The sequence below is a fragment of the Burkholderia sp. B10 genome, assembly GCF_004368385.1.
Classification (GTDB): Bacteria; Pseudomonadota; Gammaproteobacteria; order Burkholderiales; family Burkholderiaceae; genus Burkholderia; species Burkholderia vietnamiensis.
The window spans coordinates 62,081-87,184 of the sequence record NZ_PQMX01000001.1 but is presented as its reverse complement, the minus strand read 5'-3'; the positions used below and the strand labels follow the sequence as shown (position 1 = coordinate 87,184).

The 25,104-nt window shown below is 65.4% G+C and carries 23 protein-coding genes; 12 read left to right on the top strand and 11 right to left on the bottom strand.

The window, feature by feature from the left end:
- Nucleotides 1-218: 218 nt before the first annotated feature.
- Nucleotides 219-1,625 (bottom strand): methyl-accepting chemotaxis protein, encoded by a 1,407-nt coding sequence (locus C3Y15_RS00225; RefSeq protein WP_059461602.1) that lies wholly within the window; start codon nucleotides 1,623-1,625, stop codon nucleotides 219-221.
- A 649-nt stretch (nucleotides 1,626-2,274) separates the two neighbouring features.
- On the opposite strand from C3Y15_RS00225, the gene C3Y15_RS00220 reads away from it, so the two are divergent.
- Nucleotides 2,275-3,363 carry a porin gene (locus C3Y15_RS00220; protein ID WP_059493855.1) on the top strand — a complete coding sequence of 363 codons (1,089 nt, stop codon included), beginning with the start codon at nucleotides 2,275-2,277 and terminating at the stop codon, nucleotides 3,361-3,363.
- Between the two features lie 148 nt (nucleotides 3,364-3,511).
- Here the strand turns inward: C3Y15_RS00220 and C3Y15_RS00215 are convergent, their stop codons facing one another.
- The gene (locus C3Y15_RS00215) at nucleotides 3,512-3,886 is read right to left on the bottom strand and encodes a hypothetical protein (protein WP_046422771.1); all 375 of its coding nucleotides are present in this window, start codon (nucleotides 3,884-3,886) and stop codon (nucleotides 3,512-3,514) included.
- 330 nt (nucleotides 3,887-4,216) lie between these two features.
- On the opposite strand from C3Y15_RS00215, the gene C3Y15_RS00210 reads away from it, so the two are divergent.
- The 5 genes from C3Y15_RS00210 to C3Y15_RS00190 all read left to right on the top strand — a co-directional run bounded on the left by C3Y15_RS00210 (nucleotide 4,217) and on the right by C3Y15_RS00190 (nucleotide 11,891).
- The gene (locus tag C3Y15_RS00210; RefSeq protein ID WP_046422772.1) at nucleotides 4,217-5,140 is read left to right on the top strand and encodes a LysR family transcriptional regulator; all 924 of its coding nucleotides are present in this window, start codon (nucleotides 4,217-4,219) and stop codon (nucleotides 5,138-5,140) included.
- 22 nt (nucleotides 5,141-5,162) lie between these two features.
- A complete protein-coding gene (locus C3Y15_RS00205; RefSeq protein ID WP_046422774.1) occupies nucleotides 5,163-5,837 on the top strand; it encodes a response regulator transcription factor in 675 nt (224 codons plus the stop codon).
- A gap of 157 nt (nucleotides 5,838-5,994) precedes the next feature.
- Nucleotides 5,995-9,249 (top strand): efflux RND transporter permease subunit, encoded by a 3,255-nt coding sequence (locus tag C3Y15_RS00200; RefSeq protein ID WP_059457566.1) that lies wholly within the window; start codon nucleotides 5,995-5,997, stop codon nucleotides 9,247-9,249.
- Complete coding sequence (locus tag C3Y15_RS00195) at nucleotides 9,239-10,444, top strand: efflux RND transporter periplasmic adaptor subunit (RefSeq protein ID WP_059493857.1); 1,206 nt, start codon at nucleotides 9,239-9,241, stop codon at nucleotides 10,442-10,444. Before C3Y15_RS00200 ends, C3Y15_RS00195 begins: the two co-directional genes overlap by 11 nt.
- On the top strand, nucleotides 10,437-11,891 hold the full coding sequence (locus C3Y15_RS00190; protein WP_124259702.1) for an efflux transporter outer membrane subunit: 1,455 nt from the start codon (nucleotides 10,437-10,439) through the stop codon (nucleotides 11,889-11,891). The genes C3Y15_RS00195 and C3Y15_RS00190 overlap by 8 nt, the downstream gene beginning before the upstream one ends.
- Nucleotides 11,892-11,977: 86 nt before the next feature.
- Here C3Y15_RS00190 and C3Y15_RS00185 read toward each other — a convergent pair whose 3' ends face one another.
- Nucleotides 11,978-13,153 (bottom strand): porin, encoded by a 1,176-nt coding sequence (locus C3Y15_RS00185; protein ID WP_059493861.1) that lies wholly within the window; start codon nucleotides 13,151-13,153, stop codon nucleotides 11,978-11,980.
- Between the two features lie 313 nt (nucleotides 13,154-13,466).
- Here C3Y15_RS00185 and C3Y15_RS00180 point away from each other — a divergent pair, with 313 nt between their 5' ends.
- Both C3Y15_RS00180 and C3Y15_RS00175 read left to right on the top strand, forming a co-directional pair.
- Nucleotides 13,467-13,739: a DUF4148 domain-containing protein gene (locus tag C3Y15_RS00180; RefSeq protein ID WP_059457570.1), complete on the top strand. Its 273-nt coding sequence runs from the start codon at nucleotides 13,467-13,469 to the stop codon at nucleotides 13,737-13,739.
- Nucleotides 13,736-14,005, top strand: coding sequence for a hypothetical protein (locus tag C3Y15_RS00175; protein ID WP_059493863.1), 270 nt, complete (start codon nucleotides 13,736-13,738; stop codon nucleotides 14,003-14,005). The genes C3Y15_RS00180 and C3Y15_RS00175 overlap by 4 nt, the downstream gene beginning before the upstream one ends.
- 74 nt (nucleotides 14,006-14,079) lie before the next feature.
- Here C3Y15_RS00175 and C3Y15_RS00170 read toward each other — a convergent pair whose 3' ends face one another.
- The 4 genes from C3Y15_RS00170 to C3Y15_RS00155 form a co-directional block, all read right to left on the bottom strand.
- Nucleotides 14,080-14,763, bottom strand: a complete 684-nt coding sequence (locus tag C3Y15_RS00170) for a response regulator transcription factor (RefSeq protein WP_059454685.1) — start codon at nucleotides 14,761-14,763, stop codon at nucleotides 14,080-14,082.
- Nucleotides 14,764-14,821: 58 nt separating this feature from the next.
- Nucleotides 14,822-16,117 carry a HAMP domain-containing sensor histidine kinase gene (locus tag C3Y15_RS00165; RefSeq protein ID WP_224019370.1) on the bottom strand — a complete coding sequence of 432 codons (1,296 nt, stop codon included), beginning with the start codon at nucleotides 16,115-16,117 and terminating at the stop codon, nucleotides 14,822-14,824.
- Nucleotides 16,118-16,231: 114 nt separating this feature from the next.
- Entirely contained in the window at nucleotides 16,232-16,909 is a 678-nt protein-coding gene (locus tag C3Y15_RS00160) for a response regulator transcription factor (RefSeq protein WP_046422786.1), read from the bottom strand.
- A 331-nt stretch (nucleotides 16,910-17,240) separates the two neighbouring features.
- Nucleotides 17,241-17,453, bottom strand: a complete 213-nt coding sequence (locus tag C3Y15_RS00155; RefSeq protein ID WP_046422788.1) for a hypothetical protein — start codon at nucleotides 17,451-17,453, stop codon at nucleotides 17,241-17,243.
- Between the two features lie 277 nt (nucleotides 17,454-17,730).
- Here C3Y15_RS00155 and C3Y15_RS00150 point away from each other — a divergent pair, with 277 nt between their 5' ends.
- Complete coding sequence (locus C3Y15_RS00150; RefSeq protein ID WP_046422790.1) at nucleotides 17,731-18,036, top strand: DUF4148 domain-containing protein; 306 nt, start codon at nucleotides 17,731-17,733, stop codon at nucleotides 18,034-18,036.
- 192 nt (nucleotides 18,037-18,228) lie between these two features.
- Here the strand turns inward: C3Y15_RS00150 and C3Y15_RS00145 are convergent, their stop codons facing one another.
- The 4 genes from C3Y15_RS00145 to C3Y15_RS00130 are packed head-to-tail and all read right to left on the bottom strand — an operon-like array spanning nucleotide 18,229 to nucleotide 21,294.
- Nucleotides 18,229-19,053 carry an amino acid ABC transporter ATP-binding protein gene (locus C3Y15_RS00145; RefSeq protein WP_124259703.1) on the bottom strand — a complete coding sequence of 275 codons (825 nt, stop codon included), beginning with the start codon at nucleotides 19,051-19,053 and terminating at the stop codon, nucleotides 18,229-18,231.
- Nucleotides 19,050-19,703: an amino acid ABC transporter permease gene (locus C3Y15_RS00140; RefSeq protein WP_046422794.1), complete on the bottom strand. Its 654-nt coding sequence runs from the start codon at nucleotides 19,701-19,703 to the stop codon at nucleotides 19,050-19,052. The genes C3Y15_RS00145 and C3Y15_RS00140 overlap by 4 nt, the downstream gene beginning before the upstream one ends.
- 21 nt (nucleotides 19,704-19,724) lie before the next feature.
- The gene (locus tag C3Y15_RS00135) at nucleotides 19,725-20,387 is read right to left on the bottom strand and encodes an amino acid ABC transporter permease (RefSeq protein WP_059454694.1); all 663 of its coding nucleotides are present in this window, start codon (nucleotides 20,385-20,387) and stop codon (nucleotides 19,725-19,727) included.
- Nucleotides 20,388-20,436: 49 nt separating this feature from the next.
- Nucleotides 20,437-21,294 (bottom strand): transporter substrate-binding domain-containing protein, encoded by an 858-nt coding sequence (locus C3Y15_RS00130; RefSeq protein ID WP_060043697.1) that lies wholly within the window; start codon nucleotides 21,292-21,294, stop codon nucleotides 20,437-20,439.
- Between the two features lie 504 nt (nucleotides 21,295-21,798).
- Here C3Y15_RS00130 and speB point away from each other — a divergent pair.
- From speB to C3Y15_RS00115, 3 genes are all read left to right on the top strand, one after another.
- Nucleotides 21,799-22,791 carry an agmatinase gene (gene speB / locus C3Y15_RS00125; protein WP_046422800.1) on the top strand — a complete coding sequence of 331 codons (993 nt, stop codon included), beginning with the start codon at nucleotides 21,799-21,801 and terminating at the stop codon, nucleotides 22,789-22,791.
- A gap of 96 nt (nucleotides 22,792-22,887) precedes the next feature.
- Nucleotides 22,888-23,787, top strand: a complete 900-nt coding sequence (locus C3Y15_RS00120; RefSeq protein WP_059457580.1) for a LysR family transcriptional regulator — start codon at nucleotides 22,888-22,890, stop codon at nucleotides 23,785-23,787.
- A gap of 602 nt (nucleotides 23,788-24,389) precedes the next feature.
- Nucleotides 24,390-25,100: an alpha/beta fold hydrolase gene (locus C3Y15_RS00115; protein WP_124259704.1), complete on the top strand. Its 711-nt coding sequence runs from the start codon at nucleotides 24,390-24,392 to the stop codon at nucleotides 25,098-25,100.
- Nucleotides 25,101-25,104: the final 4 nt, after the last annotated feature.

Here is a 25,104-nt window from a genome sequence, read left to right as displayed (position 1 = left end):
GGCCAATCACGACTGGCTGTCCTCAACCAGCACCGTACGCGACGTATCGCCTTGCAGATAACGCGCACCACTTCCACGTCGATGGGCGATGTCGCCCGGATTGTAGAGCGCGCAAGCTTTGAGCGACAGACATCCACAGTTACACGGTGGCTGGTCGACGCTCACGAGCGCAGTGATCAGCGGCCGATGCGCGTGGGACTGGAGCGGTAAGCGCCGATTCAGACGCTGTAGCCGATCCGCAGGACACCCCATGGCCTTCCGCCGACGACGATGGGCGCAGACACGTCCTTCATCAGCGCGAACTGGCCGTTGCCCATGTCGCGGCGATAGGTCTGCAACAGGAACGGCTTGGTATGCGACACGGACATGCGCGCCGTCCGGTCCGTATAGATCCGGCGGTTCCGGCAGTTCGCCGCGTTCCATGCGGCATCCGCGCGCTGCGGCAGCGAGAACTTGCGGTTGTGGGTTGGCAGGTAGCACTGCCGGTCGAAGCTGGCGCAATAGACGATGCGTTCGTCGAGGTCGAGCACCGGCTCCTGGACGGCCGGCAGCACGCGATCGGTAAACGCCGTGAAGCGCGTCATGAACTGCTGCGGGTCGGTGCCGGGAATCGGTTCGTAGTGCGCGTCGAACAGCGCGTCGAGTGCGATATCGCCGCGGCCGACCGCCTCCTCGAAGAGTTTGCCGATCGCGGCGGCCGTGCTCCGCGCGGTGTCGATCAGGCGCGTGTCAGGCGATTCGATGCCGGTCGCGGCAGTGAGCTCGATCAGCGTCTCGGAAACGGTGAGCAGATTGCCGAGCCGGTCCTTGGCCTGCGAGAAGTTGTCGCTCGAGTTCTTGACGCCGGACGCCATCTCGCCCACCTGTTCGTCGAGACGGTGGCACTGCGTCTCGATCTCGTCCGTCAGCGACGCGATCTGTTCGGCCTCGCCGGCGAGCTCGGTGATCGCGTTGCCGGTCGCGTGCACGACTTCGCCGATCGTGCGCGTGCCCTCGCGCACGCGATGTGCGCGCGCGGCGTTGCCGGTTCCTTCCGCGATCAGGTGTTCGGTCTGCTCGGCGAGCCGCGCAAGGGTCGTCTCGATCTGGGCGGTCGCCTGCCCGGTCTTCGCGGACAGATTCTTGACCTCCGCCGCGACGACCGCGAAGCTGCGACCCGATTCGCCCGCGCGGGCGGCCTCGATCGCGGCGTTCAACGCGAGCAGGTGGGTCTGGCGTGCGATGACCGAAATCTCCTCGGACACCGCCCGCACATGGTCGAGCGCGTCGCGTAGGGCGCCCATCTGATCGCTGATCGTGGTGACGCCCTCGACGAGCCCATGAATGTCCGCGAGCGAGGCTTCGATCGTCTGCTGTGACTGCCGAACCGCGTTCGACGCATTGGCGCTGACGTCGCGCACCTGCTGTGCGGCCTCGGCGATCCGGTGGTTGCCGCGAAGCGTGAAGGCGGCCGACTCGCGCAACGTGTGGCAGAGCTCCGCCTGCCGAGCGACACGGGTCGCGACTTCCTCGACGTGACCCGATACGTCGCAGATCTCGATGCCGAGCCTGCCGGCCTGCTCGGCGATGTCGCCGACGAGTGCGCGCGACGCGCGGCCGCCGCGGCCGATTCCGAAGAAGTTCACTTTGGTGGGTCTCCTTGATCTCACGCGCGCTAGGTTCCCGACGGATGTTGCGCATGCGTTCCTGACTTAACGGCGGCACGGCCGCGGACTTGAGGTCGGGTAAACATCGAGATGGGCATACCGGATGATGGCCCGGCGCGGCGACAAACCGCCGCTGGTCTCCGTACGGTACGAAGAGTTCTAGCCGCGATGCGTGGACCGGCCGCGCCAGAAATACTTGGGGAGCCGAAACGGCGACGGCACCGCTTGTCGCTCGCCGCGGCGCGAGCGCTCAATGCCCCCTCGGACACCCGCGCTAGATCAATGCACTCACACTTTTACTCCAGAGCACTGCTGCGCCGGCAGCTTGCGCCGACTGCGCCGGACATGGCGCCGTCGCGCATTCTCGACCGTCCGAATCCGGATTTCGCGTATGGCGAGACCACGCAGCCGCGATCGTCGTCCCCATGCGCCCCACGAAGCTCAATCGCCCATGTCGATTGACACGTGCGCGAATCCAACGCGAAAACCGAAAGACTGAATTTCCGTCTCGCGCGCTATTGGCGACGCTATATTGTCGACGACCAGCCCTTTAACAAAGGACTGCAAAAGATATCCGTCAACCCGATCGAGACACCCATCCATGAATCAAACGACACGGTTACTGCGCATGACGTGCGCGCTCGCCTGCTGCGGCCTGTTCTCCCATGCACACGCGCAAAGCAGCGTCACGCTGTACGGCATCATCGACACCGGGATCGACTTCGCGTCGAACGTCGGCGACCAGCACCTTTGGCAGATGGCGAGCGGCGTCAGCGCCGGCAGCCGCTGGGGGCTGCGCGGTCGCGAAGACCTGGGTGGCGGGCTCGCCGCGATCTTCGATCTCGAAAGCGGCTTCAATTCCGCGAACGGCGGGCTCGGCAGCGGCCTCGCGTTCTCCCGCAACGCCTACGTCGGGCTGTCGAGCGAGCGCCTGGGCACGGTGACGCTCGGTCGCCAGTGGGATCCGGTCGTCGACCTGATCGAGCCGTATTCGCTGAACAGCTATTTCGGCGGCTGGTATTTCTCCCACCCGAACGACATGGACAACCTCGACAACGGCTTTGCGGTCAGCAACGCCGTGAAATACACGAGCCCGACGATCGCCGGCTTCACCGGCGAGGCACTCTACTCGTTCGGCGGCCTGGCCGGCCGCTTTTCCGACAACGCCGCCTACAGCGCGGCCGTCGCGTATACGAACGGGCCGTTCTCGGCAGGCGTCGGCTATCTGCGCGTCAACGATCCGGAGCAGGCCGTGCAGAGCTACCAGAACGGCAGCGGCTACACGAACGCGGTATACGGCAACGCCCTCGAGAACGCGCGCAGCCAGAACATCTTCGCGGCCGGCGCGTCGTACCAGATCGGCAAGGTCAAGCTGATGGGCAACTTCACCGACGTCGATTTCCAGCAGGGCGACGACGAGCAGGACGTGAAGTTCCAGAACTACGAAATCGCCGGCACGCTCGCCGCCACGAGCCAGCTCAATTTCGGCCTCGGCTATACGTACACGACCGGCCGCGACCATGCGACCGGCCAGGCGCCCCGATACCGGCAATTGAACGCGAGCGCCGAATACGAACTGTCCAAGCGCACGGCCATCTATGCGCTCGCGGCGCTGCAGACGGCGTCCGGCGGTGCCGTCGCGCAGGTCGCGGGCTTCGATCCGTCGTCGAACGGCCGTCAGGCGGTCGGCCGGGTCGGGCTGCGTCACACGTTCTGAGCACCCTTGCGCCGCGGCGGGCTTTCGGTGTTCCGGAAGCCCGCACGCGCCTCGCGTCGAGCGATGCCCCTCTCGTCCGTCGCGCAGTCGCACGACCGCACGCTGCCCGCCGGCGCCAGGGCCGGCGCAACCGACTGGCACCTCGTCCTCAGTTCGGCAGGCCGATCACCTGCTGCTCGTCCTCGAGCAGTTGCGTCAGCGATCCGTGCAGACGCGCGAGGCTCTGCGGCGGCAGCGCGAAACTCGCCCAGCCAAGGCCGGTGTGCCGCAGCAACAGCACCGCGCCGCCGTAAAGCGGATGGCGTTCCGCATACCAGCACGGGTCCATTTCCGTCACGAACTGGTGCTCGCGCGGCGGCATTTCGGGCACCGCCGGCTGCATCGACGCACGCAGCAGGCTCAGATACTGGATCACTGCGTCGACATCCTCGGGATCGAGCACCGCGGCGCCACGTTCGATCGACACCAGCACCACCGGCTTGCCGTGCTCCTCGATCATCTTGATACTCAGCGGCTGCGTCATTTCTTGCGTTCCTCATGGCTAGCTGTCTCGCGCTATTATCGGCAGCCGCCCCCCACGCGCACCTGAAGATTTGGTGTCGCTTCATGAAGTTTTTTTTAGATGCCGGACGCCGCCGCGAAGCCGTTCATCGTGTGCCCGCGCAGCGCATGCCCTCTCCTCTCCGGCCGCTTCCTTAAACGAAATTTCATCCGATCCGCGTCGTTTTTTAAGCGTGCGCGCCGGATCCGCCTCCCATAATCGGCTCGCTATCTCGCCGGCCAAGCGCAGCAGGATGCAGCGATCGATCCTCGTCGGCGCGGGCCTCCGGTCAATTCCATCCTTCCGCAGACCATGAATCAATTGCAAGCGATGCGCGTCTTCACGCGCGTAGTCGAGTTGTCGAGTTTCAATCTCGCCGCCCGCCAGCTCGGGATGTCGGCGGCTGCGGTCACGCGCAGCGTCGGCATGCTCGAAGCGCATCTGAACATGCGCCTGCTGAACCGGACGACCCGCAGCCTGTCGCTCACCGAGACCGGCCGCGAATACCTCGACGGATGCCGCACGATCATCGAGAAGCTCGACGAGATCGAGTCGAATCTCGCGCAGGCCACGCGCGACCCGCGCGGCACGCTGAGGATCGCCGCGTCGGCCACGTCCGTCGCGGCCGGTCTCGGCGCGCTGCTGTCGACGTATCGCGCGAACCATCCGCGCGTGCGCTTCGACGTCACGACGTTCGACACGCACGTCGACATGGTCGAAGGCGGCTACGACGTGTGCTTCTGCGACGATCGCCGCCTGATCAACGCGACCTGCGTGTCGCGGATGCTGATGAACGTGCGCGACGTGGTCGTCGCATCGCCCGAGTACCTCGCGCGCCACGGCACGCCGAACGATCCGGTCGAACTGAACGAACACAGCCTGCTGACCGTATCGAACGGCACCGCCCGCAGCTGGGAGTTCTCGGACGTCGACGGCTCCTACCGCGTCTATACGGGCAACGCACTGGCATCGACCGGCAGCATGATGGTTCGGCTCGCGGCACTCAACCACATGGGCATCACGCAGTTGCCGCAGCCGCTCGTCGCCGACGATCTCGCACGAGGCACGCTGCTGCCGCTGCTCGAGCGCTACGAAGTCAACGGCGGCCCGCGCTGCGTATCGATGCTTTATCCCAGCCGCAACTATCTGACGCTGAAGGTGCGCAGCTTCATCGACTACGTCGTCGACCACTACCGCGCGCACGAGCGCGCAGCCGTGCGGCTCGCCGCTGCGTGACGCTGCCTGGTCCGCTTCGTCGATGACACGCATCCTCACGATCGAAGACGATCCGCTGATCGCGGATCACATCTCGCAGACGCTGCGCGCCGCCGGCCACGAGGTCGACGTCGCGCGCACCGGCCGGGACGGCATGGCGAAGGCGATGAGCGCCGACTACGACGTCGTCACGCTCGATCGCATGCTGCCTGACCTCGACGGCCTCACGATCCTCGCGACCATGCGCGGCGTCGGGCTCGACACGCCGGTGCTCGTGATGAGCGCGATGTCCGAGGTCGACCAGCGCATCCAGGGGCTGCGCGCGGGCGGCGACGACTATCTCGTCAAGCCGTTCTCGCTCGACGAAATGTGCGCGCGTATCGATGTGCTGATTCGCCGCCGGCCGCGCGGCCCGCAGGTCGAGACGGTGTTGCGCGCGGGCGAGCTCGAACTCGATCTGGTGCGCCGCCGCGTCACGCTCGACGGTCGCGAACTCGCGCTGCTGCCGACCGAATGGCGCGTGCTGGAATTCATGATGCGCCACGCCGGACGCGTGCTCACGCGCACGATGATCTTCGAGGCCGTGTGGGGCTGCCGCTTCGATCCCGGCACGAACCTGATCGACGTGCACGTCGGCCGCCTGCGCAAGAAAGTGAACCGTCCCGGCGGCGCGCCGCTGATCCGCACGATCCGCGGCTCGGGCTACATGCTCGGCTGAATCCGGCCGCCGCCACCTAAAACTTGTTTCATCTTTTTAGCGACCGGCTGTTAGGGGCCGCTGCGCAGAATGCGGTCATCGGCGGCGCGTCGGTGTTTTCCCGAGGCCGCGCACCGCCGGCTCTTCTTGACGACGCTTTTGAACGGAGCAGCACCCCATGCTGAAAATTGTCCGGCTCGCGCTCACCCGGCCCTATACGTTCGTCGTGCTGGCGCTGCTGATCCTGATCGCAGGACCGCTGGCGGCAGTGCGCACGCCCATCGACATCTTCCCGGATATCCGCATTCCGGTGATCAGCGTCGTCTGGAATTATTCCGGGCTGCAGCCCGACGACATGTCCGGCCGCATCGTCACGTACTACGAGCGCGCGCTCGGCACGACGGTCAACGACATCCAGCACATCGAATCGCAGTCGTTCCGCAGCTTCGGCATCGTGAAGATCTTCTTCCAGCCGACCGTCGACATCCGCACGGCCACCGCGCAGGTCACGTCGATCTCGCAGACCGTGCTCAAGCAGATGCCGCCCGGCACCACTCCGCCGCAGATCCTCAACTACAACGCGTCGACCGTACCGGTGCTGCAGATCGCGCTGACCAGCAACACGCTCGACGAGCAGAAGCTGGAGGACTACGCGGAGAACTTCATCCGCCCGCAACTGCTGTCGGTGCCTGGCGTGGCGATTCCGACGCCGTACGGCGGCAAGGCGCGCGAGGTGCAGATCGACCTCGATCCGCAGGCGCTGCAGTCGAAGGGGCTGTCGGCCCAGGACGTCGCGCACGCGCTCGCGCAGCAGAACCAGATCATCCCGGCCGGCACGCAGAAGATCGGCCGCTTCGAATACAACATCAAGCTCAACAACAGCCCGCTCGCGCTCGACGCGCTGAACGACCTGCCGATCAAGTCGGTCGACGGCACGACCATCATGATCCGCGACGTCGCGCACGTGCGCGACGGCTTCCCGCCGCAGAGCAACATCGTGCGCGTGGACGGCCACCGCGCGGTGCTGATGAGTGTCCTGAAGAACGGCTCGGCGTCCACGCTCGACATCATCGCGGGCGTGAAGGCCAAGCTGCCGTTGATCGAGCAGACGCTGCCGCCGGGACTGAAGCTCGTCACGATGGGCGACCAGTCGGCCTTCGTGAAGGGCGCCGTCAGCGGCGTCGCGCGCGAGGGCATCATCGCCGCCGCACTGACCTCGCTGATGATCCTGCTGTTCCTCGGCTCGTGGCGCTCGACGCTGATCATCGCCGCGTCGATCCCGCTGGCCGTGCTGTCGGCGATCGCCCTGCTCGCGGCCACCGGCGAGACGCTCAACGTGATGACGCTCGGCGGCCTCGCGCTCGCGGTCGGGATTCTCGTGGACGATGCGACCGTGACGATCGAGAACGTCAACTGGCACCTCGAACAGGGCAAGGACACGCGCACCGCGATCGTCGACGGCGCGAAGCAGATCGTGATGCCGGCGCTCGTCTCGCTGTTGTGCATCTGCATCGTGTTTGTGCCGATGCTGATGCTCGACGGCATCTCGCGCTTCCTGTTCGTGCCGATGGCGAAGGCCGTGATCTTCTCGATGATGTCGTCGTTCGTGCTGTCGCGCACCTTCGTGCCGATGCTCGCGCAATACCTGCTCAAGCCGCACGCGTCGGCCGGCCATGCGTCGGGCGAGCTCGCCGCGATCATGGATTCGCATGCGGGCCATCCGGGCGCGCACGACGTGCCGCCGTCGCGCAATCCGCTGGTGCGCTTCCAGCGCGGGTTCGAGCGCCGCTTCGAGGCCGTGCGCGCGTCGTACCGGATCCTGCTGGGCCTGGCGCTGACGCGCCGCAAGCCGTTCGTCATCGCGTTTCTGGCTGTGGTGGCCGCGTCGTTCCTGCTCGCGCCGTGGCTCGGCCGCAACTTCTTTCCGGCCATCGATTCGGGCGAGATCTCGCTGCACGTGCGCGCGCCGGTCGGCACGCGCGTCGAGGAAACCGCCGCCGAGTTCGACCGCATCGAGAACACGATCCGCAGCGTGATCCCGCCCGCGCAGCTGGGCGAGGTGATCGACAACATCGGCCTGCCGAAGAGCGGGATCAACCTGACCTACAACAACAGCGGCACGCTCGGGCCACAGGACGGCGACATCCTGATCTCGCTGTCGAAGGATCACGCACCGACCGCCGGCTACGTGCGCCAGCTGCGCGAACGGCTGCCGCGCGCGTATCCGGGCACCACGTTCTCGTTCCTGCCCGCCGACATCGTCAGCCAGATCCTCAACTTCGGCGCGCCGGCCCCGGTCGACTTGCAGGTGGCCGGCCCCAACCGGCAAGCGAACCTCGCGTATGCGCGCGAGCTGTACCGCAAGCTGCGCCTGATCGCCGGTGTCGCCGATGCGCGCATCCAGCAGGCCAGCACCTACCCGCAGTTCACGGTGGCGGTGGACCGCACGCGCGCCGACCAGCTCGGCATCACCGAGCAGGACGTGACGAACTCGGTGGTCGCCACGCTGGCCGGCACCAGCCAGGTCGCCCCGACCTACTGGCTCAACCCGCGCAACGGCGTGTCCTATCCGATCGTCGCTCAGACGCCGCAGTACAGGATGACGACGCTGTCGGCACTGCAGAATCTGCCGGTCACCGGCGCGAGCGGCCAGTCGCAACTGCTGGGCGGTCTCGCCACGATCACGCGCGGCGTCGGCGACGCGGTGGTGTCGCACTACAACATCGAGCCGCTGTACGACGTCTACGCGACCACCCAGGGGCGCGACCTCGGCGCGGTCGCGGCCGACGTCGACGGCATCGTCAAGGCCACCGCGAAGGATCTGCCCAAGGGCTCGACCGTCACGCTGCGCGGCCAGGTGCAGACCATGAACGGCGCGTTCGCCGGCCTGCTGCTCGGCCTCGTCGGCGCGATCGCGCTGATCTACCTGCTGATCGTCGTGAACTTCCACTCGTGGGCCGACGCGTTCGTGATCGTCTCGGCGCTGCCGGCCGCACTGGCGGGCATCGTCTGGATACTGTTCACCACGCACACGCCGCTGTCGGTGCCGGCGCTCACCGGCGCGATCCTGTGCATGGGCGTGGCCACGGCGAACTCGATCCTCGTCGTCAGCTTCGCGCGCGAGCGCCTGGCCGAAACCGGCAACGCGCTGGCGTCCGCGCTCGAAGCCGGCTTCACGCGGTTCCGCCCGGTGCTGATGACGGCGCTCGCGATGATCATCGGCATGGCGCCGATGGCGCTCGGCCTCGGCGACGGCGGCGAGCAGAACGCGCCGCTCGGCCGCGCCGTGATCGGCGGCCTCGCGTGCGCGACGATCGCGACGCTGTTCTTCGTTCCCGTCGTGTTCAGCCTCGTGCATCGGCGCGACGCCCTGAAGCACGACGCTTCCCGCGCTTCCTCCCTTTCCGCGTCCGGAGCTTCCCATGTCCACTGAGATCGATATCAAGTCGCCGAAACGGCTACCCAACCTCAAGCTCGTCGCCACGATCACCGCGCTGATCGCGGTCGGCATCGTGACGAACGGCATCGTCGGCCGCGCGCACGCGAAACAGGCAATGACGACCTGGTCCGCCGAACAGGCCGTGCCGACCGTGGTCGCGTATACGCCGTCGACCGGCGCCGACGCCGCCACGCTGGTGCTGCCCGGCCACCTGTCCGCGTTCGAGAGCGCGCCGATCCATGCGCAGGTGTCGGGCTACCTGCATGCGTGGTACACCGATATCGGCGCACACGTGAAGTCGGGGCAGCTGCTCGGCCTGATCGACACGCCCGAGCTCGACCAGCAACTGCAACAGGCGCGCGCCGACCTGCAAAGCTCGCTCGCCAACGAAAAACTCGCCGCGTCCACGGCCGCGCGCTGGACCAGGATGCTCGCGCAGGATTCCGTGTCGCAGCAGGAAACCGACGAGAAGACCAGCGACCTCGCAGCCAAGCAGGCGATCGTCGCGGCCAACGAGGCCAACGTGCGGCGCCTCGAGGCGCTGGAGGCGTTCAAGCGCATCGTCGCGCCGTTCGACGGCGTCGTGACCGCGCGCAAGACCGACATCGGCCAGCTGATCTCGGCCGGCGGCGGCGCAGGCCCCGAGCTGTTCGCCGTGTCCGACGTGCACCAGATGCGCGTGTACGTGAGCGTGCCGCAAAACGAGGCGGCCGCGATCCGCCCCGGCATGACGGCCACGCTGACCGTGCCCGAGCATCCGGGCGAGACCTTCCATGCGACGCTCGCCGACACCGACGACTCGATCGCCGGTTCGACCGGTACGCTGCTCGTGCAGCTGATGGTCGACAACCGCGACGGCAAGCTGATTCCCGGCGAATACACCGAAGTGCATTTCGCGCTGCCGGCCGGCAGCAGCCACGTGCTGACGATCCCGGCGAGCTCGCTGATCTTCCGGCAGGCCGGCCTGCAGGTCGCCGTGGTCGGCAAGGACGATCGCGCGGTGCTCAAGCCCGTGACGATCGCGACCGACCTCGGCACGCACGTGCAGATCGCGACCGGCCTCGCACCGGACGATCGCGTGATCGACAACCCGCCCGACTCGCTGGCCGCGGGCGATCTGGTCAGGCTGGCGGCGCCGGCCCGCACCGTCGCATCGGCCGCGCACGGCACGGAGCGTGCGAATGGCTAACCGGCTTCGGCTCTGCGCGCTGCTCGCCGGCGTCGCGTTCCTCTCCGCGTGCTCGTTCGCGCCGACCTATCACACGCCGCGGACCGCGCTGCCGGCCAGCTTCAAGGAAGCGGGCGGCTGGCAGGCCGCGAAGCCGGCCGACCGGATCGCACGCGACGGCTGGTGGAAGGCCTTCCGCGATCCCGTGCTCGACCGGCTCGAAGCGCAGGTGGCCGCGGCCAACCCCGACGTGGCCGCCGCCGTGGCCCGCCACGACGAGGCGGCCGCGCTGTTCGATCAGGCGCGCTCGGGGCTGTTCCCGACCATCGGCCTCGGCGCGCAGGTTTCGAGCAACCGGCAATCGGCCACGCGGCCGCTGCGCGGCTCGAACCAGCCGAACGTCTATGGCGCCAACACGCTCGACGCCGGCTTCGACTACGACCTCGACCTGTGGGGGAAAGTCCGCAACGAAGTCGCGGCCGGGCGCGCCGACGCACAGGCCAGCGCCGACGATCTCGCGTCGGTGCGGCTGAGCCTGCAGACCAGCCTCGCGAACGCGTACTTCAACCTGCGCGGGCTCGACCAGCAGCAACGACTGCTGGCCGACACGATCGACACCTACCGGCGCGCGCTGCAGCTGACGATGAGCCGGCATGCGGGCGGCATCGCGTCGGATCTCGACGTCTCGCGCGCGCAGACGCAGCTCGATTCGGCCCGCGCGTCGGCCGAGGACGTGCGGGCGCGGCGCGCGCTCTACGAGCACTCGATCGCGACGCTCACGGGCGTGCCGGCGTCGTCGTTTTCGCTGACGCCGGACCGGCACGCTGCCTATCTGCCGTCGATCCCGGCCGGCCTTCCCGCCACGCTGCTTCAGCGGCGCCCCGACGTCGCGGCCGCCGAGCGCCGCATGGCGGCCGCCAACGCGAAGATCGGCGTGATGCGCGCGGCATTCTTCCCCGACGTCACGCTCGGGCTGATCGGCGGATACCAGAGTTCCGGCCTCGGGCACTGGCTCAGCGCGCCGAACGAGATCTGGTCGCTCGGGCCCAGCCTCGCGCTGACGCTGTTCGACGGCGGCCGCCGCCGGGCGCTCACCGACCAGGCGTACGCGCAACTGGCCGAGAACGGCGCGCAGTATCGCGCGGTCGTGCTCGCCGCGTGCCAGCAGGTGGAGGACAACCTCGCGCTTACGCATCACCTCGGCGACGAAGCCGCTCGCGAGCAGGAGGCGCTCGATGCGGCCGAACGCGCGCTGCAGCTGTCGATGTCGCGCTATCGGGACGGCGTCGTCAGCTATCTCGACGTGGTGACCGCACAGACCACCGAGCTGAACACGAAGGTCGCGATGCTGGAGCTGGACACCCGCCGGCAGTTGGCGGCGGTGGGGTTGATCGCCGCGCTGGGCGGCGGGTGGTCGGCGGAGGAAACCTCATCCGGCACCGCGACACCGGCCCGTTCCGCGACCTGAGTCCCTCTCGACACGCAGACGGCGTGTCGCAGGTCAAGGCACCCGTCGCGATGACGGGTGCCTTGTTCTTACGTGGCCCCCGCCGCTCAGAACTTGTGACGGATACCGGCCGCGACCACCGCCTGGCGATCGTTGCCCGACGCGGCGAGGTTGAAGATCCCCGCGTTGCCGAGCACCGCGACGCCGTCCGCGCCCGCCACGCGCTGGTACACGCCTTCCAGATAGAGGTCGGTGCGGTGCGACAGCGCGTAGTCGGCCTGCAGCATGAACTGGCTCCACGTCGGTGCGATGCTGCGGCCCGCATCGTCGAAGCGGCCCTGCGTGAGCGTATAGGAACCGCCCAGCGAGAATGCCGGCTGCAGGAAATAGCGCGCATTCAGTTCGTAGTTGCTGAACGTCAGCAACCGGCCGTTCACGGCGCCGTACGCGCCGCCTTGCGACAGTTCGCGCGGGTCGTTCAGGATCGTTCTCGTGTAGACGAAGCCGACCGTCGCATGGTCGAACGCGTAGTGCGCACCGGCGCCGAACGTGCGCCAGCGGCCGCCGACCAGCATCGCGTCGCCATCCGAGCTGCTCAGCGAACCGCCGGTGTTTTGCGGCGCGTTCACGCCGCCCGGCTGGTTCGACTGCAGGTATGCGACGGCGAGATCGACCGGGCCGTTCACGTACTGCGCGCCGACGCTGTACGCGTTGTTGTTGCCGGCCGCGCCGCCCTGGTTGCTGAAGCCGTATGCACCGCCGAACGAGAAGCCGCCGTACTTCGCGCTGCTGAACTTCACCGCGTCGTTCATCCGCGTGTCGTTGGCGAGGTTATCGTTGTCGTACGGATGATCGGCGATGTTGCCGCCGAATCCCGAGCCCGTTGCCGACAGCGGCGCGACGAAGTCGACCAGGAAATCGTACTGGCGGCCGAGCGTCACCGTGCCCCATCGGCGGCTCGACAGGCCGACCCACGCCTGGCGGCCGAACTCGTCGCCGCCGTTGCCGAACTTGCCGTTCGCGCCGTTGAAGCCGTTCTCGAGGGTGAACACGGCACCCAGGCCGTCGCCGAGATCCTCGTTGCCGCGCAGCCCCCAGCGCGACGTGCTGACGTTGCCGCTCTGGACGCCGTAGGCCGGCCCGGCACCGGCCGGCGATTTCTGGTTGCTGATGTAGTCCAGGCCCGCGTCGATCGTGCCGTACAGCGTGACGCTGCTCTGCGCATGGGCCGGACCCGCAAGCAAGCACGCGATCGCCGCCGGGATTGCCAGATATTTCTTCATGATGGTTTCGCTAGAGTGGATCGGTCTTCTCGCATCGCCGGCCACGGTGGGACGGCGCGATGCGATCGCGCACAATTTAGGCAGCGGGCATGACAGCGCCGTTATCAAAACGGCCTGAAAAATGAAACCTGCTTCATGTTTGCGACGCACCGGTTTCATGTCGGCCCGATGAGGCCGCCCGCATGAATTTCTTTTCACGTTGCGTATGCCGGTCCGCTAGCTCCGCTCTTCTATGCTTGTCCTCAACCCGATGCGCGGCAGCCACACGCCGAACAGGGGATGACTCCAGTCGATCATCATGAGGAATCCGAATATGAAAACCGCCAACATCGTCGCCGCCGCCATGCTCGCCGCCATCGGCACGCTATCCGTTCCCGCGTTCGCCCAGGCCGCGGGCCAGCCGGCGCAGATGTCACCGGCCGCCACCAAGGACGGCGTGCCCGGCACGCGGGCTGCGGGCCAGTGGGTGCCGCCCTACGGCCAGGCGATGCACGAGAAGACGCGCGCCGAGGTCTACGCCGAACTCGTGCATGCCGAACAGGACGGGCAGATCAAATACCTGGACTCCACGCTCTATTCGCATTGATCGCATTGATCGCATCGATGCCCGCCGCCGTGCGGCCGGGCGCGGTGCCCGGCTCACGCCGCCACGCCGCCTACGCCGCCGCCTTCCCTTCACCGGATCGCCTGCCGTTCATGAAGATTCGTCCCCTGCTCGTCCGCTCGGCGCGCCTCGCGCTCGTCGCGCTCGCCGCCGGCTTCGTGCTGTCCGGCTGTGCCGCCGCGCAGCCCGATGGCCCCGGCGATTGCGTCGGCCCGCCCGATTTCTGCGTACCGTTTTTCGGCTCGTAAACGCGCGAAGGGCGCGCTGCCGTCGGCCGCGCGCCCTTCGTATTCGCAGTGCGGTGCGAGCCGCACTAGCGGGCTCATGCATCCGTCAGCGTCACCTGATAGCCGTAACGGCTCACCGTATCGATCCGCACGCTGGGCAGATGCCGCTCGAGCTTGCGGCGCAGCCGCGACACCACGAGATTGACGCTCGACGGATCGACGTCCTCCTTGTCCTGCCATACATAGCGGATCAGCTGATCGCGCGGTACCGGCGCATTCGGATGGCGCATCAGGCATTCGAGCAGCAGGCATTCGCGGCGGGTCACGGCCAGACGCAACTTGCCGTCCTTGAGTTCGCGCGCGAGCGTCTCGATGGCAGATACCGGCGCGGCCGGGCCTTCCGCGTCGCGCACGCCGGCCAGCCGCTGCAACGCCTGCAGACGCTCGTGCAGCTCGATGAACGAGTATGGCGCGCCGAAGCATGCGTCGGCGCCCGCACGCAGCATGCGGGTGCGCTCGCGCGCCGACGCCGCGCCGATCAGCACCACCAGCGCCGCACCGCCGCCTTCCGCGACAAAACGCGGCAGCATCGCAATCAGCGCGGCATCGCTGCCGGGTTCGAAGGCCGTCGCGACGATCGCGTCGAATGCCTCCTGCGACGCGAGGAACAGGCCGTCGCGCAGATCGTCGGTGCGTTGCAGGCTGTGCCCGCTCTCCTGGAGCGCCTTGTGCAGCCACGACGCTTCGGGATGCGGCGAGGTCACGAGCAGGATCCGCATCGTCAACGGACCTCGCAGCGGCAATACGCGAGCGCGGATAGCCCGCTCCATACGGCCGTCATGCCAGCGACCTCGGCCAGCATTCGATCGTCACGCGCGTGCCCGGCTCCGCATCGCCGATGCGCAGCGTGAAGTCGTGCACGTTGACGACCGCCGACACGATGCTCAGGCCGAGGCCGGCGCCGGCGAGATGTCCGGTCCGGCGGCTGCGGTAGCGATGGCGCAGCACCGCCTCGCGCTCGTTGGGCGCGATGCCGGGGCCGTTGTCGACCACGTCGATGCGCGGACCGGACGGCGTGTCGTGAAGCTCCACGCGCACGGTGTCGCCCGACGTCGTGTACTTGAGCGCGTTGTCGAGCAGGTTGGTGAGCGCCTCGAACAGCAGCGCGCGATCGCCGTGGATCCGTGCGACGGGCTCGACGCACACGACCAACTGGATCGACCGGCTGTCGGCGAGCGGCTCGAACAATTGCCCGACGTCCGTGACGAGCTCTTCCAGCACCACTTCCGCGAACCCGCCGCGCCGCTGCAATGAACCGATTTCGGCAATCCGCAGCATTGCGCGAAAACGGCTGAGCAGCACGTCGGTCTCGTTGCGCGCCCGCGCGACGAGGCTCGCCAGCGCCGCATCGTCGAGGCCGTCCGCCCGTTCCGCCGCGTGCGCGAGCAGCGTGTGCACGTGCGCGAGCGGCGTGCGCAGGTCGTGCGCGATACCGTCGCAGACGCCCTTCACCTCGTTCATCAGACGCTCGATTTCCTCGAGCATGTGGTTGACGAGATGAGACAGCAGATCGATCTCGTCGTGCCCGCCGATCGGCAGACGCTGGCCGAGGTCGCCCTGCGCGATGCGCTGCGTGATGCGCCGCACTTCCTTCAGGCGCCGCATCTGCCGGACGCTGAGGATCAACCCGCCGACGACGCCCGCGCCCAGGCAGAACAGCCCGCCGCCGACGAGCGCCTGGATGATCGCCGCGCGGATCCGCAGAATGTGCGTGAGGTCGCGCCCGAGCACCAGGATGTCGCCGTTGGCGCGCCGCTCCGCCATCGTGCGGACGACCGGCGGCACCTGGTCGCCGGCGATCGTCATCGTGTGGTCGAGCGTCACGCCGGTGTGATCGAGGCGGATGCCGTCGGGCAGCGCCAGCACGTCGCCGGCGATATGCTTGCCGTCGGCGGTGAACAGTCCGTAATAGTTGGTGTGCATCCGCTCGCGCTCGATGCGCTGATGAATGGCGGCGGGAAGCTGGCCGTCCTGGATCGAATCGAAGTAGATCATCTGCCAATCGATCACCACATCGGTTTCATGCGCCATGTCGTGCGTGATCACCGATGCAATGAAACCGAGCAGCAACATGACCGAGACGGAAAACGTCAGGGCATAGACGGATACGAGCCGGAACGTGCTGGAATACCAGCGCCGCTTCGGCGCCGGCTGGACGTGATGCGTGAAGGACGGCAAGGTAGAGGCTCAGGCAAGAATGTAACCGGCACCGCGTACCGTCTGGATCATCTGTTTCGCATCGGGCGGATCGATCTTCTTGCGCAGCCGGCCCATGTGCACTTCGATCAGGTTGGTGCCGGGATCGAAGTGATAGCCCCAGACTGCCTCGAACAGCATCGTGCGCGTGATGGTCTGCCCGGCATTGCGCATCATGTATTCGAGCACGCGGTATTCGGTCGGCAACAGCGCGATCTCCTCGCCGTCGCGAAACACCTTGCGCGAGACCAGGTCGAGCCTCAGCGGCCCGACGGTCAGCGTCGTGCTGAACGGCGCGGGCGCCGTCTGGCTGCGGCGCAGCAGGACCTCGAGGCGCGCGGCCATTTCTTCGGGATCGAACGGCTTGGTCAGGTAGTCGTCGCCGCCCGCGCGCAGGCCGCGGACGCGCTCGTCGACGTCGCCGAGCGCACTCAGCATCAGCACCGGCGTGCGCACGCCGACGCTGCGCATCGTGGTCAGGATCGTGAGGCCGTCGACGACCGGCAGCATCCGGTCGAGCGTGATCACGTCGAATTCGTTGCCGAGCGCGCGGGCCATGCCGTCGCGTCCGTTAGCCACCCATTCGACCGTAAAGCCGCGGCTCGTCAGCTCTCTTACGATTTCATTCGCGGTGATTTCATCGTCTTCGATCGTGAGCACGTGCGCCATGGCCGCACTCTTCTCGGTCGGCTGGTTGGGAGGGGCCGGTTTGTTGCCCGGGGAAACTGGTGATGCCATATACGATTCTCGTCTTCGTCGAAGGGACGCACGCGCCTCGACACCCGATGTCCAGACGCGCTCGGACGGAGACTACACGCGCGCGCGTAACTCGTGTGCATCGGCTTCGTGAAGAAAATTTCATATACGGCGGCCTCGCGCCCTCGCCATGACCGGCCGGGGCTGGCGCGCGATGGCCTTGGGGTGCCGGCAACGATCCCGCGACCGGATCGTTGCGACATGATGCCGCACCACCCTCGGCAATCGTGCGTGATGCCGGCAATCAGCCTCGTTGCGGCTCGACACCCCGCTTGCCGGCCCGTTGCGAGGCGGCGCGATACGCGGCATCTTCCGCACGATGCAGGCGCTCGACCTTCGCATGCGCGAGCGTCACGTCGGCAATCGCGAGCCCCGCCCCCTGCACCTTCGCGAACGCCAGCACCGGCGAGCACACCAGCGCGACGAGCGTCGCCATCCTGAGCGTCGTTGTTTTCATTGCAGCGCCTCCATGCCGGGCCGCACCGTGCGCAGCGCCGATTGATCACCGGCTCGACGATACGCCCGCACTGCTAACCGTTCGACAGCGCACACATGAAGGATTGTTTAAGGTCCGATGCCGGCGAAGACAGGCGCCTCGGCACGGGCCGTACCGCATGAAACTTGTTTCATCTTCGCGCTGCCGTTTCGCTAGCGCGCCGCACTTAACCTTCGTCGTGCAGTCGACGTTGGCTTCCCACCGTACGGCTAGTTCCCAACGCTTCCAGGAGTCGAAGATGAATCATCCCGCCCGTTACCTTGCCTGTGCCGCCCTGCTCGTGCTGAGCGTCTCCGCGCAAGCCGCGCCGAAGCTCACGCCGTCGCAATGCCACGACTATCCGTTCGTGCATACGAAAGGCCCGGTCTCCCATCGGCAACTGATCAACGAGCTGAACGAGTTGCAAGCCGTCGGCTACAACCCGTCGTCCGGCGACGAGAGCAGCTATCCGGACGATATCGACTCGGCCGAGGCGCGCCTGATGCGGGAGTATCAGAAGGACTGCGCGGGCGCGGCCAATACGGTGGCATCGAACGGCAACTGACCCGCGACCGGTAACCGATCTCCGACTTTGCGCGCGTGCCTCGCGGCCGCGCGTTTTTTTTGTCTGGCTCGAGGTGGTCCGGGGCGGGGTTTTTTGTCGGGGAGCGTCGATCATTGGCCCAATTGAAGGGACAGGCCAATGCTTGCCCTGCCCGTCCGTCGGCGACCCGGACGCCGTGTGCTGATCAGTGACTTAAGCAAGCCTCTGTTCGGGCCTCGATAGATCTTCCGCAAGGGACAGGCTACGGTCGAGCCACGGCTTGAGAAACTGCCGTAGACGCGGCGTGCGGGTGTCGCCGAATAGTTGCGCGGGCGCTCCCGTCTCGACGATTTGCCCCGCCTCCATGAACACCACCTTGTCGGAAATCTTGGCTGCAAAACTCATTTCGTGGGTGACCATCACCATCGTCAGCCCTTCCTGCGCCAGCATCCGGATAACGTTGAGTACCTCGTCCACCAGTTCCGGATCGAGAGCCGACGTCGGCTCGTCGAGCAACATGACCTCCGGGCCGACGGCGAGCGCACGCGCGATCCCGACGCGCTGCTGTTGACCGCCACTCAGTTGAGCGGGGTAAGCGTCCGTCTTATGCGAAAGACCGACGTGCTGGAGCGCCGCCTTTGCTCTTTTCTCGGCTTCCGCTTTCTGAACCCGCCTCGACAGTACAAGCGGTGCCGCAACATTGTCCTGAACCGTCATGTGCGGCCACAAATTGAACTGTTGGAAGACCATCGCAATGGGCCGTCGTACGTCCGCGATGTTCGCGTCGGTGTCTCGGACGCGCGAGCCGTCGCCATCGATGCGGTAGCCAAGCAGCTTCCCTTTGACTCGCACTTCGCCTTCGTCGTAAGCCTCGAGAAAATTCATGCAGCGTAGCGCCGTGGTCTTGCCGGACCCCGAGGGGCCAATAAGCGATACGATCTGCCCGCGCATGACGTCGAGATCGAAGTCTTTCAGCACGCGCAACGACCCATACGATTTTCCGACCGCGCGGAGTTGCAGAATTGGGGAATCGCTCACAACGTCCTCCTGAGGATCGGGTTCAGTCCAGCCAGGCGCTTGGCCACAACGGCGACCGATTGAGTCAACAACCAATAGCTCGAAATCAGCATCGCGTACGGTCCAATGTAGGAATAGGTAGACGAGACGAAATCGCTCGTCGTCATCGTCAGTTCCGGTACCGTGATAATGGAAGCGACCGAGCTTTCCTTGATGACGAGGATGACCATGTTGGTCAGAAGCGGAACGGCGAAAGCCAATGCCTGCGGCAACTCGATCGCCCGGAACGACGCCCACCGACCGATGCCGAAAGCGCGCACCGCCTCCATCTGCCCGCGAGGAATGCTCGCCCACGCGGTACGAAAAATCTCTGCGAAGTAACCGGCCGAATAGAACGCCAACGAAACGATTGTCGCCTGCACCGCGGTCATCGTCAGGCCAAGGGACGGCAAACCGAAGTAGACGATCACCAGTTGCGACAAATACGGCATTCCGCGCACGAGCCACACGTACAGCCGGTACGGATGCGCCAGTGCACGAGGAAAGCGCAGACGGAGCACATTCAACGAGAATCCACCCGCCATCCCCAGAAGCGCCGCTATCAGACTGACTTCGAGTGTCACCAGCATGCCGGCGGCAAAGCGCGGCAGCAACGTCAAAAACGTATCCATTGGATTGCGCCGTCCTTCGTCTCAAGCGCGCCTGGAGAGGCGCTGTTCGTAGCCATGCCCCGCGAGCGAAAGCAACGTGGTAATGGCCAAGTACATGACCGCAACCCACACGTAGACTTCCAGCGGGCGATAGGTCGCAGAGGCGATCTGTTGACCCACACGCATCAAATCGGTGACCGAGATCACGGAGATGACTGCCGATGCCTTGACAATGTCGATCGTTTCCGAAACCAGCGCTGGCAATGTTGCGGCAATGACTTGCGGCACTTCGACATGCCACAAGGTCTGCCACCTTGTCAGCCCGAAAATGCTCGCGGCTTCCCGCTGACCATTCGAGATCGTCCGGAAACCGGCGCTCAGGATCTGCGATTGGTAAGCAGCAGTGTTGAGAGAAAGCCCGATCACCGCGGCAACAGGACCCGGCAATCCAATCCCGAGTGCCGCGGGTACGTAATAAAACACCAGAAGTTGAGCAAGCATAGGCGTGCCCCGAAACACGCTCACGTATGCGCGCGCGGCGCCTGCCACGAAACGGTTCCTGCTCGCCCACATCGTGTAGATGAAGACGCCGGCGAAGAAGCCGAAAATCACGGCAATCGCGGATAACACCAGCGTCGTCAAGGCGCCATTGACCATTTGCGGCAAGCTGACGAGACTGCGGGTGAGAAAGGTCGAAGCGTTCATATCGTCTCGAGGCACATTTGATGATGGGGCATCGTCGCGCGTGTCCGCGTCACATGGAAGGATTCGTCAATGCTTGTGCAGGGACGTCCATGGTCGTGCCAAACCACTTCTGCTGAAGCTGCTTCATCGTTCCATCGCGATTGGCACGTGCAATGCCGTCGCTGAACAGCTTTACGAGCGATGCGCTATCGCCATCCTTTCGAGCGACCCAAGCAAAGTACGTCTTCGGCCCAATAGTCTGCGGCAGGACCGCAAAAACGCCCGGGCGCGATTTCATCAACGGACCGAGGTTGGCAAGCGACTGTGCAACGGCGTCGAGCCGGCCGACGGCCAGGTCGGCGTATGCCTCGTCAAACGCGACGTACTGCTTGATTTCCTTGATTCCCGGGCCTCCGGCGTCTTTCAGCTTCTTGTCGAGAGCAATCAGCGCCTGAAGTTGTGCCGTACCTGCTTGGCTGCCGACCGTCTTGCCATTCAGGTCCTCCGGCTTCTTGATCGCAGGCTCGTTGGCACGGAGCAGGACGCCGGTCGTGGCATCCGCAACCGGGAATGTGAACGCGAAATGGTTGAGGCGCTCCTTGTTGATCGTGACGGCCGTCACCACGATATCGAAGCGCTTCGCGTCGAGGCCGGGCAAGAGACCCTGGAACGGCAAATCGAGCTGATTCACTTTCACGCCCTGCAGCGGTTTCAGGACGTAGTGCATCAGATCCGCGTCGTAGCCCACGATCTTACCGTCGTCGATATATTCGAACGGTGCATAACGCGCTTCCGTGCCGATGGTAATTCGTCCGTCAGCCTTGATTCTGGACAACAGATCGCTGCTTTGCGACCAGCTGGCGGACGATGCCACCAACGCGCACGCACCTGCCAACGACAAAATCAAAGAATGGATAGACTTGGGCATAACAGCTCCATCGAGATGAATTCAGGTGACTCGTTACGGTGTGAAGGCTGCGACATGGACAGCACATCACACGGTGGCTCACTGCGGTACAACCTTCATTTGTGACTGCGTCGTGCGGGTCTTCCTCCTGTCCCTGGTGAGCATCTGCCGCGCTTGACCAACTGGCTGGTCGTGCCACTGACGTGCCTGATTACTTCGCGCCATTTCAATCCTGGAGAACGCCCTCGCGAGCGAGTGCCGACGCGACATGTTTGTCCCCAAACCTGAAATGGCCAGCAAATGCAGGCCGCAGCGCGTACAACGCCTCCCTACACGCTCGGTTTGAATGTATGAACGCCAAAATTTCGCATCAATTCCGAACTCAAAAAGCCGACTTTCCAGGTTTGGAAAGTGGCAAGTCGAAGTTTTCGAATCCGTAAAGTCGGCTTGCTCAATAGGAAAAGTCGAAACGAGATCCGCGTGCTACCGTTAAATCCCTTCGCCGATAACCGAACAGGAGCCACGATGGCCAGCACTTTTCCGCAACCGATCGATGCAGCACTGGTGCCGCGATTCGCCGGCCTTCCCACCTTCATGCGCCTGCCTGCCGTTTCGAGTTTTGACGACGTCGATATCGCATTGGTAGGTGTACCGTGGGACGGTGGAACGACGAACCGAGCCGGCGCGCGACACGGTCCGCGTGAAATCCGGAATATGTCGAGCCTGATGCGCAAGGTCCATCACGTCAGTCGCATTGCTCCGTATGACCTGCTGCGCGTCGGAGACGTCGGCGACGCGCCGGTGAATCCGATCGACTTGCTGGACACGCTCAAGCAGGTTGAGACGTTTTATGAATCGATTCATCGAGCCGGCGCGATCCCGATTTCCGCCGGCGGTGACCATCTGGTGACCTTGCCGATATTCCGTGCCATCGCGCGCGACCGGCCGATCGGCATGGTCCATTTCGATGCGCATTCGGATACGAACGACACGTACTTCGGCAACAATCCGTACACCCATGGCACCCCTTTTCGTCGCGCCGTCGAGGAAGGGCTCCTGGATCCCGCACGAACCGTCCAGATCGGCATCCGCGGTTCGGTCTATTCGTCAGACGATCTCGAGTTCGCCGAGTCCGTCGGCATTCGCGTCATTCATATGGAAGAGTTCGCGGAACTGGGCGTCGAGGGGGCTTTGGCGGAAGCGCGTCGCGTCGTCGGAGACGGTCCGACCTACGTGAGCTTCGATGTCGATGTACTGGATCCTGCGTTTGCACCCGGCACGGGGACCCCTGAAATCGGTGGCCTGACCACGCTCGAAGCGCAGCATCTCGTGCGTGGGCTTCGCGGGCTGGATTTGATCGGTGGCGATGTCGTCGAAGTTTCGCCGCCCTTCGACCAAGGCGGCAACACGGCGCTCGTCGGCGCGACTATGATGTTCGAGTTGCTTTGCGTCGTTGCGGAAGCACACTCGCAGCGTCTTGCGATCGCGGCCGAGTATCCGGCTATCGTCGAACACTAGTTTTCGTTCGGTACGCGATGACGCGATTGCGCAGCGATCGTCAAGTTGTCGGTGCTTTTGCAGGACAATCGGAAATCAACCCAAAACAGTCGAGTCATGCTTGCTAGCCTCTCCGACCTGGACCTCAAGTCTCTTCGGGTGTACTGCACCATCGTTGAAGCTGGCGGCTTCACAGCCGCCCAGTCGATTCTGAACATGGGCCTTCCCCGCCTGAGCATCGTGGTGCGAGACCTTGAAGTGAGACTCGGTACGAAGCTCTGCCATCGCGGGCGTCAAGGGTTCCAGGTTACGGATGAGGGCATGGCCGTCTACGAGTCGGCACGTGTGCTTTTCTCCGATATCGGGCGCTTCCTTGACAGCGTCGGCGTGCTGAACGGTCAACCCAAGACGCGGCTCGAGATCGGCTTCGTCGATGGCTTGCTGTCCTTCCCAGGTGCGCCGATCGTCTCTGCGCTGGAGCGGTTCAAGCGCCGTTCGCCGGCGACCCATCTGACCGTGCACGTCATGAGGCCGGACGAACTCGAAAAGGCCGTATTGGAAGAGCGACTGACGCTTGCAGTCGGAGCCTTCCATCATCGCCTCTCCGGCCTCGTGTACAAGCCGATCTTCTCTGAGGAGCAGAATCTCTACTGCAGCTTCGCCCATCCGCTTTCGTCCGCAACTGGCGTCGGGCTCATGGAGGCAATCGCAAATGCGGACTATGTCGAACGCGGCTACATGGTCGAAAGTCAGCGACCGAACCCCGTGAATCTGAACCGAGCAGCGACTGCCTACAACATGGAAGCGATTCTCACCATGCTTCTGACAGGCCTGTACATCGGATACCTGCCGACTCATTTCGCTTCGCGTTGGGTGGCGGAAAAAAAGCTGTTCGCGCTCGCGCCAGCCGCATGCTCCTACTCCGCGTTGTTCAGCGTCGCGACACGCCAAGGCAAAGCATTGGATCCGATCGGTCAGTTGATGCTCGACAGCTTTGACTTCGGCAGCGGCGCCTGACGTCACGGCAGGCGACACAGCCGCCCCCTAAGACGACAACGAAGCTCGTCAGCATCGCCGTCCAAGGGAGCGGGAACTGCACGTGCCGAAGGGTCTCGACGACAGCGTAGGTGCCACACGATGGCGGCTGTCGAACCGGGCTGAGCCCATTCCAGTCCTCAGCCTCCAATGGCCATCCGGCCGCCGTGGGCACGTCCGAGATGACCGGCATTCGACGTTCACACCCCTGCCTCGATCCCCTCGCCCCCCGCGTCCCGTTTTCCTACGACATACACCGACACGGCCTCATGTTTAACTCATGCCGAACCGTATCGCGTGCATGCTGAAACCGAGCGGCACCGCGATCGAATCTTCATGAACTGAACGACCGCCTTCGCGACTTCAGGCGTATTCGCCATGCTGCCGTTGCAAAGCGCTGACGCCCCAGCAACCGGGAACCGAGCGAGACCCGCGCAGGGCAATCGCGCCGCTTTCCTGCCGAGCCAAAATCGCCGACGCATCGCGACGACAACAGCGACTGGAACCTCAATGACGACATCCCGCCAACACGTGACGCCCCGCCGCGCGCGCACCGACCCGTCCGAAGCAAGCACCCCGCCCGCATGCGCCTGATCTGCTTCCCCTACGCCGGCGGCTCGGCCGCCGTCTATCGCCCGCTCGAAGCCTTGTTGCCCGGCATCGACGTATACCGACACGAGCTCGCAGGCCGCGGCAGCCGCTTGTCCGAGCCAGCCGCACGCGACATGTCGGCGTTGATCGACACGTTGCTGCGCGACCTGCGCGACTGCTTCGATCGTCCCTTCTCGTTGCTCGGCCACAGCATGGGCGCGGCGATCGCCGCGGAACTGGCGCTGCGGCTTCCCGCCGACGTGCGCCCGAACCTGCGCCATCTGTTCGTGAGCGGGCGCGCCGCACCGGGCAACGCGCGACCGGGACGTCGCATGCAGGCGCTCGACGATCGCGCCTTCATCGACGCCTTGCACGAAATGGGCGGCACGCCGAAGCCCGTCCTGGAGAACGACGAGCTGATGGCGCTGCTGATGCCGGCCCTGCGCGCGGATTTCGCGCTGATCGAAAACTACCGGCCCGAGCCGCAGCGCCGGCTGGCGGTGGACATCACCGCGTTCGCCGGCCGCGCGGATACGCATGCTCCGGTCGATTCGGTGGCTGGCTGGGGCGCGGCGACGGCCGGGCGCTTCGATTTCCACGTCATCGAAGGCGATCACTTCTTCCTGCGCAGCGAAATGCGGACGATGGCCGGCATCATCGCGGCGCGCCTGCGGCACGCGCACTGCGTCGCGTCGAACGCTTGAAACG

Excerpts from the sequence above, each read along its gene's own strand:
- C3Y15_RS00220 (WP_059493855.1), top strand. The coding sequence starts at position 2,275 with ATGACGTGCGCGCTCGCCTGCTGCGGCCTGTTCTCCCATGCACACGCG.
- C3Y15_RS00215 (WP_046422771.1), bottom strand. The coding sequence starts at position 3,886 with ATGACGCAGCCGCTGAGTATCAAGATGATCGAGGAGCACGGCAAGCCG.
- C3Y15_RS00210 (WP_046422772.1), top strand. The coding sequence starts at position 4,217 with ATGAATCAATTGCAAGCGATGCGCGTCTTCACGCGCGTAGTCGAGTTG.
- C3Y15_RS00205 (WP_046422774.1), top strand. The coding sequence starts at position 5,163 with ATGACACGCATCCTCACGATCGAAGACGATCCGCTGATCGCGGATCAC.
- C3Y15_RS00200 (WP_059457566.1), top strand. The coding sequence starts at position 5,995 with ATGCTGAAAATTGTCCGGCTCGCGCTCACCCGGCCCTATACGTTCGTC.
- C3Y15_RS00195 (WP_059493857.1), top strand. The coding sequence starts at position 9,239 with ATGTCCACTGAGATCGATATCAAGTCGCCGAAACGGCTACCCAACCTC.
- C3Y15_RS00190 (WP_124259702.1), top strand. The coding sequence starts at position 10,437 with ATGGCTAACCGGCTTCGGCTCTGCGCGCTGCTCGCCGGCGTCGCGTTC.
- C3Y15_RS00185 (WP_059493861.1), bottom strand. The coding sequence starts at position 13,153 with ATGAAGAAATATCTGGCAATCCCGGCGGCGATCGCGTGCTTGCTTGCG.
- C3Y15_RS00180 (WP_059457570.1), top strand. The coding sequence starts at position 13,467 with ATGAAAACCGCCAACATCGTCGCCGCCGCCATGCTCGCCGCCATCGGC.
- C3Y15_RS00170 (WP_059454685.1), bottom strand. The coding sequence starts at position 14,763 with ATGCGGATCCTGCTCGTGACCTCGCCGCATCCCGAAGCGTCGTGGCTG.
- C3Y15_RS00165 (WP_224019370.1), bottom strand. The coding sequence starts at position 16,117 with ATGTTGCTGCTCGGTTTCATTGCATCGGTGATCACGCACGACATGGCG.
- C3Y15_RS00160 (WP_046422786.1), bottom strand. The coding sequence starts at position 16,909 with ATGGCGCACGTGCTCACGATCGAAGACGATGAAATCACCGCGAATGAA.
- C3Y15_RS00155 (WP_046422788.1), bottom strand. The coding sequence starts at position 17,453 with ATGAAAACAACGACGCTCAGGATGGCGACGCTCGTCGCGCTGGTGTGC.
- C3Y15_RS00150 (WP_046422790.1), top strand. The coding sequence starts at position 17,731 with ATGAATCATCCCGCCCGTTACCTTGCCTGTGCCGCCCTGCTCGTGCTG.
- C3Y15_RS00140 (WP_046422794.1), bottom strand. The coding sequence starts at position 19,703 with ATGGATACGTTTTTGACGTTGCTGCCGCGCTTTGCCGCCGGCATGCTG.
- C3Y15_RS00135 (WP_059454694.1), bottom strand. The coding sequence starts at position 20,387 with ATGAACGCTTCGACCTTTCTCACCCGCAGTCTCGTCAGCTTGCCGCAA.
- C3Y15_RS00130 (WP_060043697.1), bottom strand. The coding sequence starts at position 21,294 with ATGCCCAAGTCTATCCATTCTTTGATTTTGTCGTTGGCAGGTGCGTGC.
- speB (WP_046422800.1), top strand. The coding sequence starts at position 21,799 with ATGGCCAGCACTTTTCCGCAACCGATCGATGCAGCACTGGTGCCGCGA.
- C3Y15_RS00120 (WP_059457580.1), top strand. The coding sequence starts at position 22,888 with ATGCTTGCTAGCCTCTCCGACCTGGACCTCAAGTCTCTTCGGGTGTAC.
- C3Y15_RS00115 (WP_124259704.1), top strand. The coding sequence starts at position 24,390 with ATGCGCCTGATCTGCTTCCCCTACGCCGGCGGCTCGGCCGCCGTCTAT.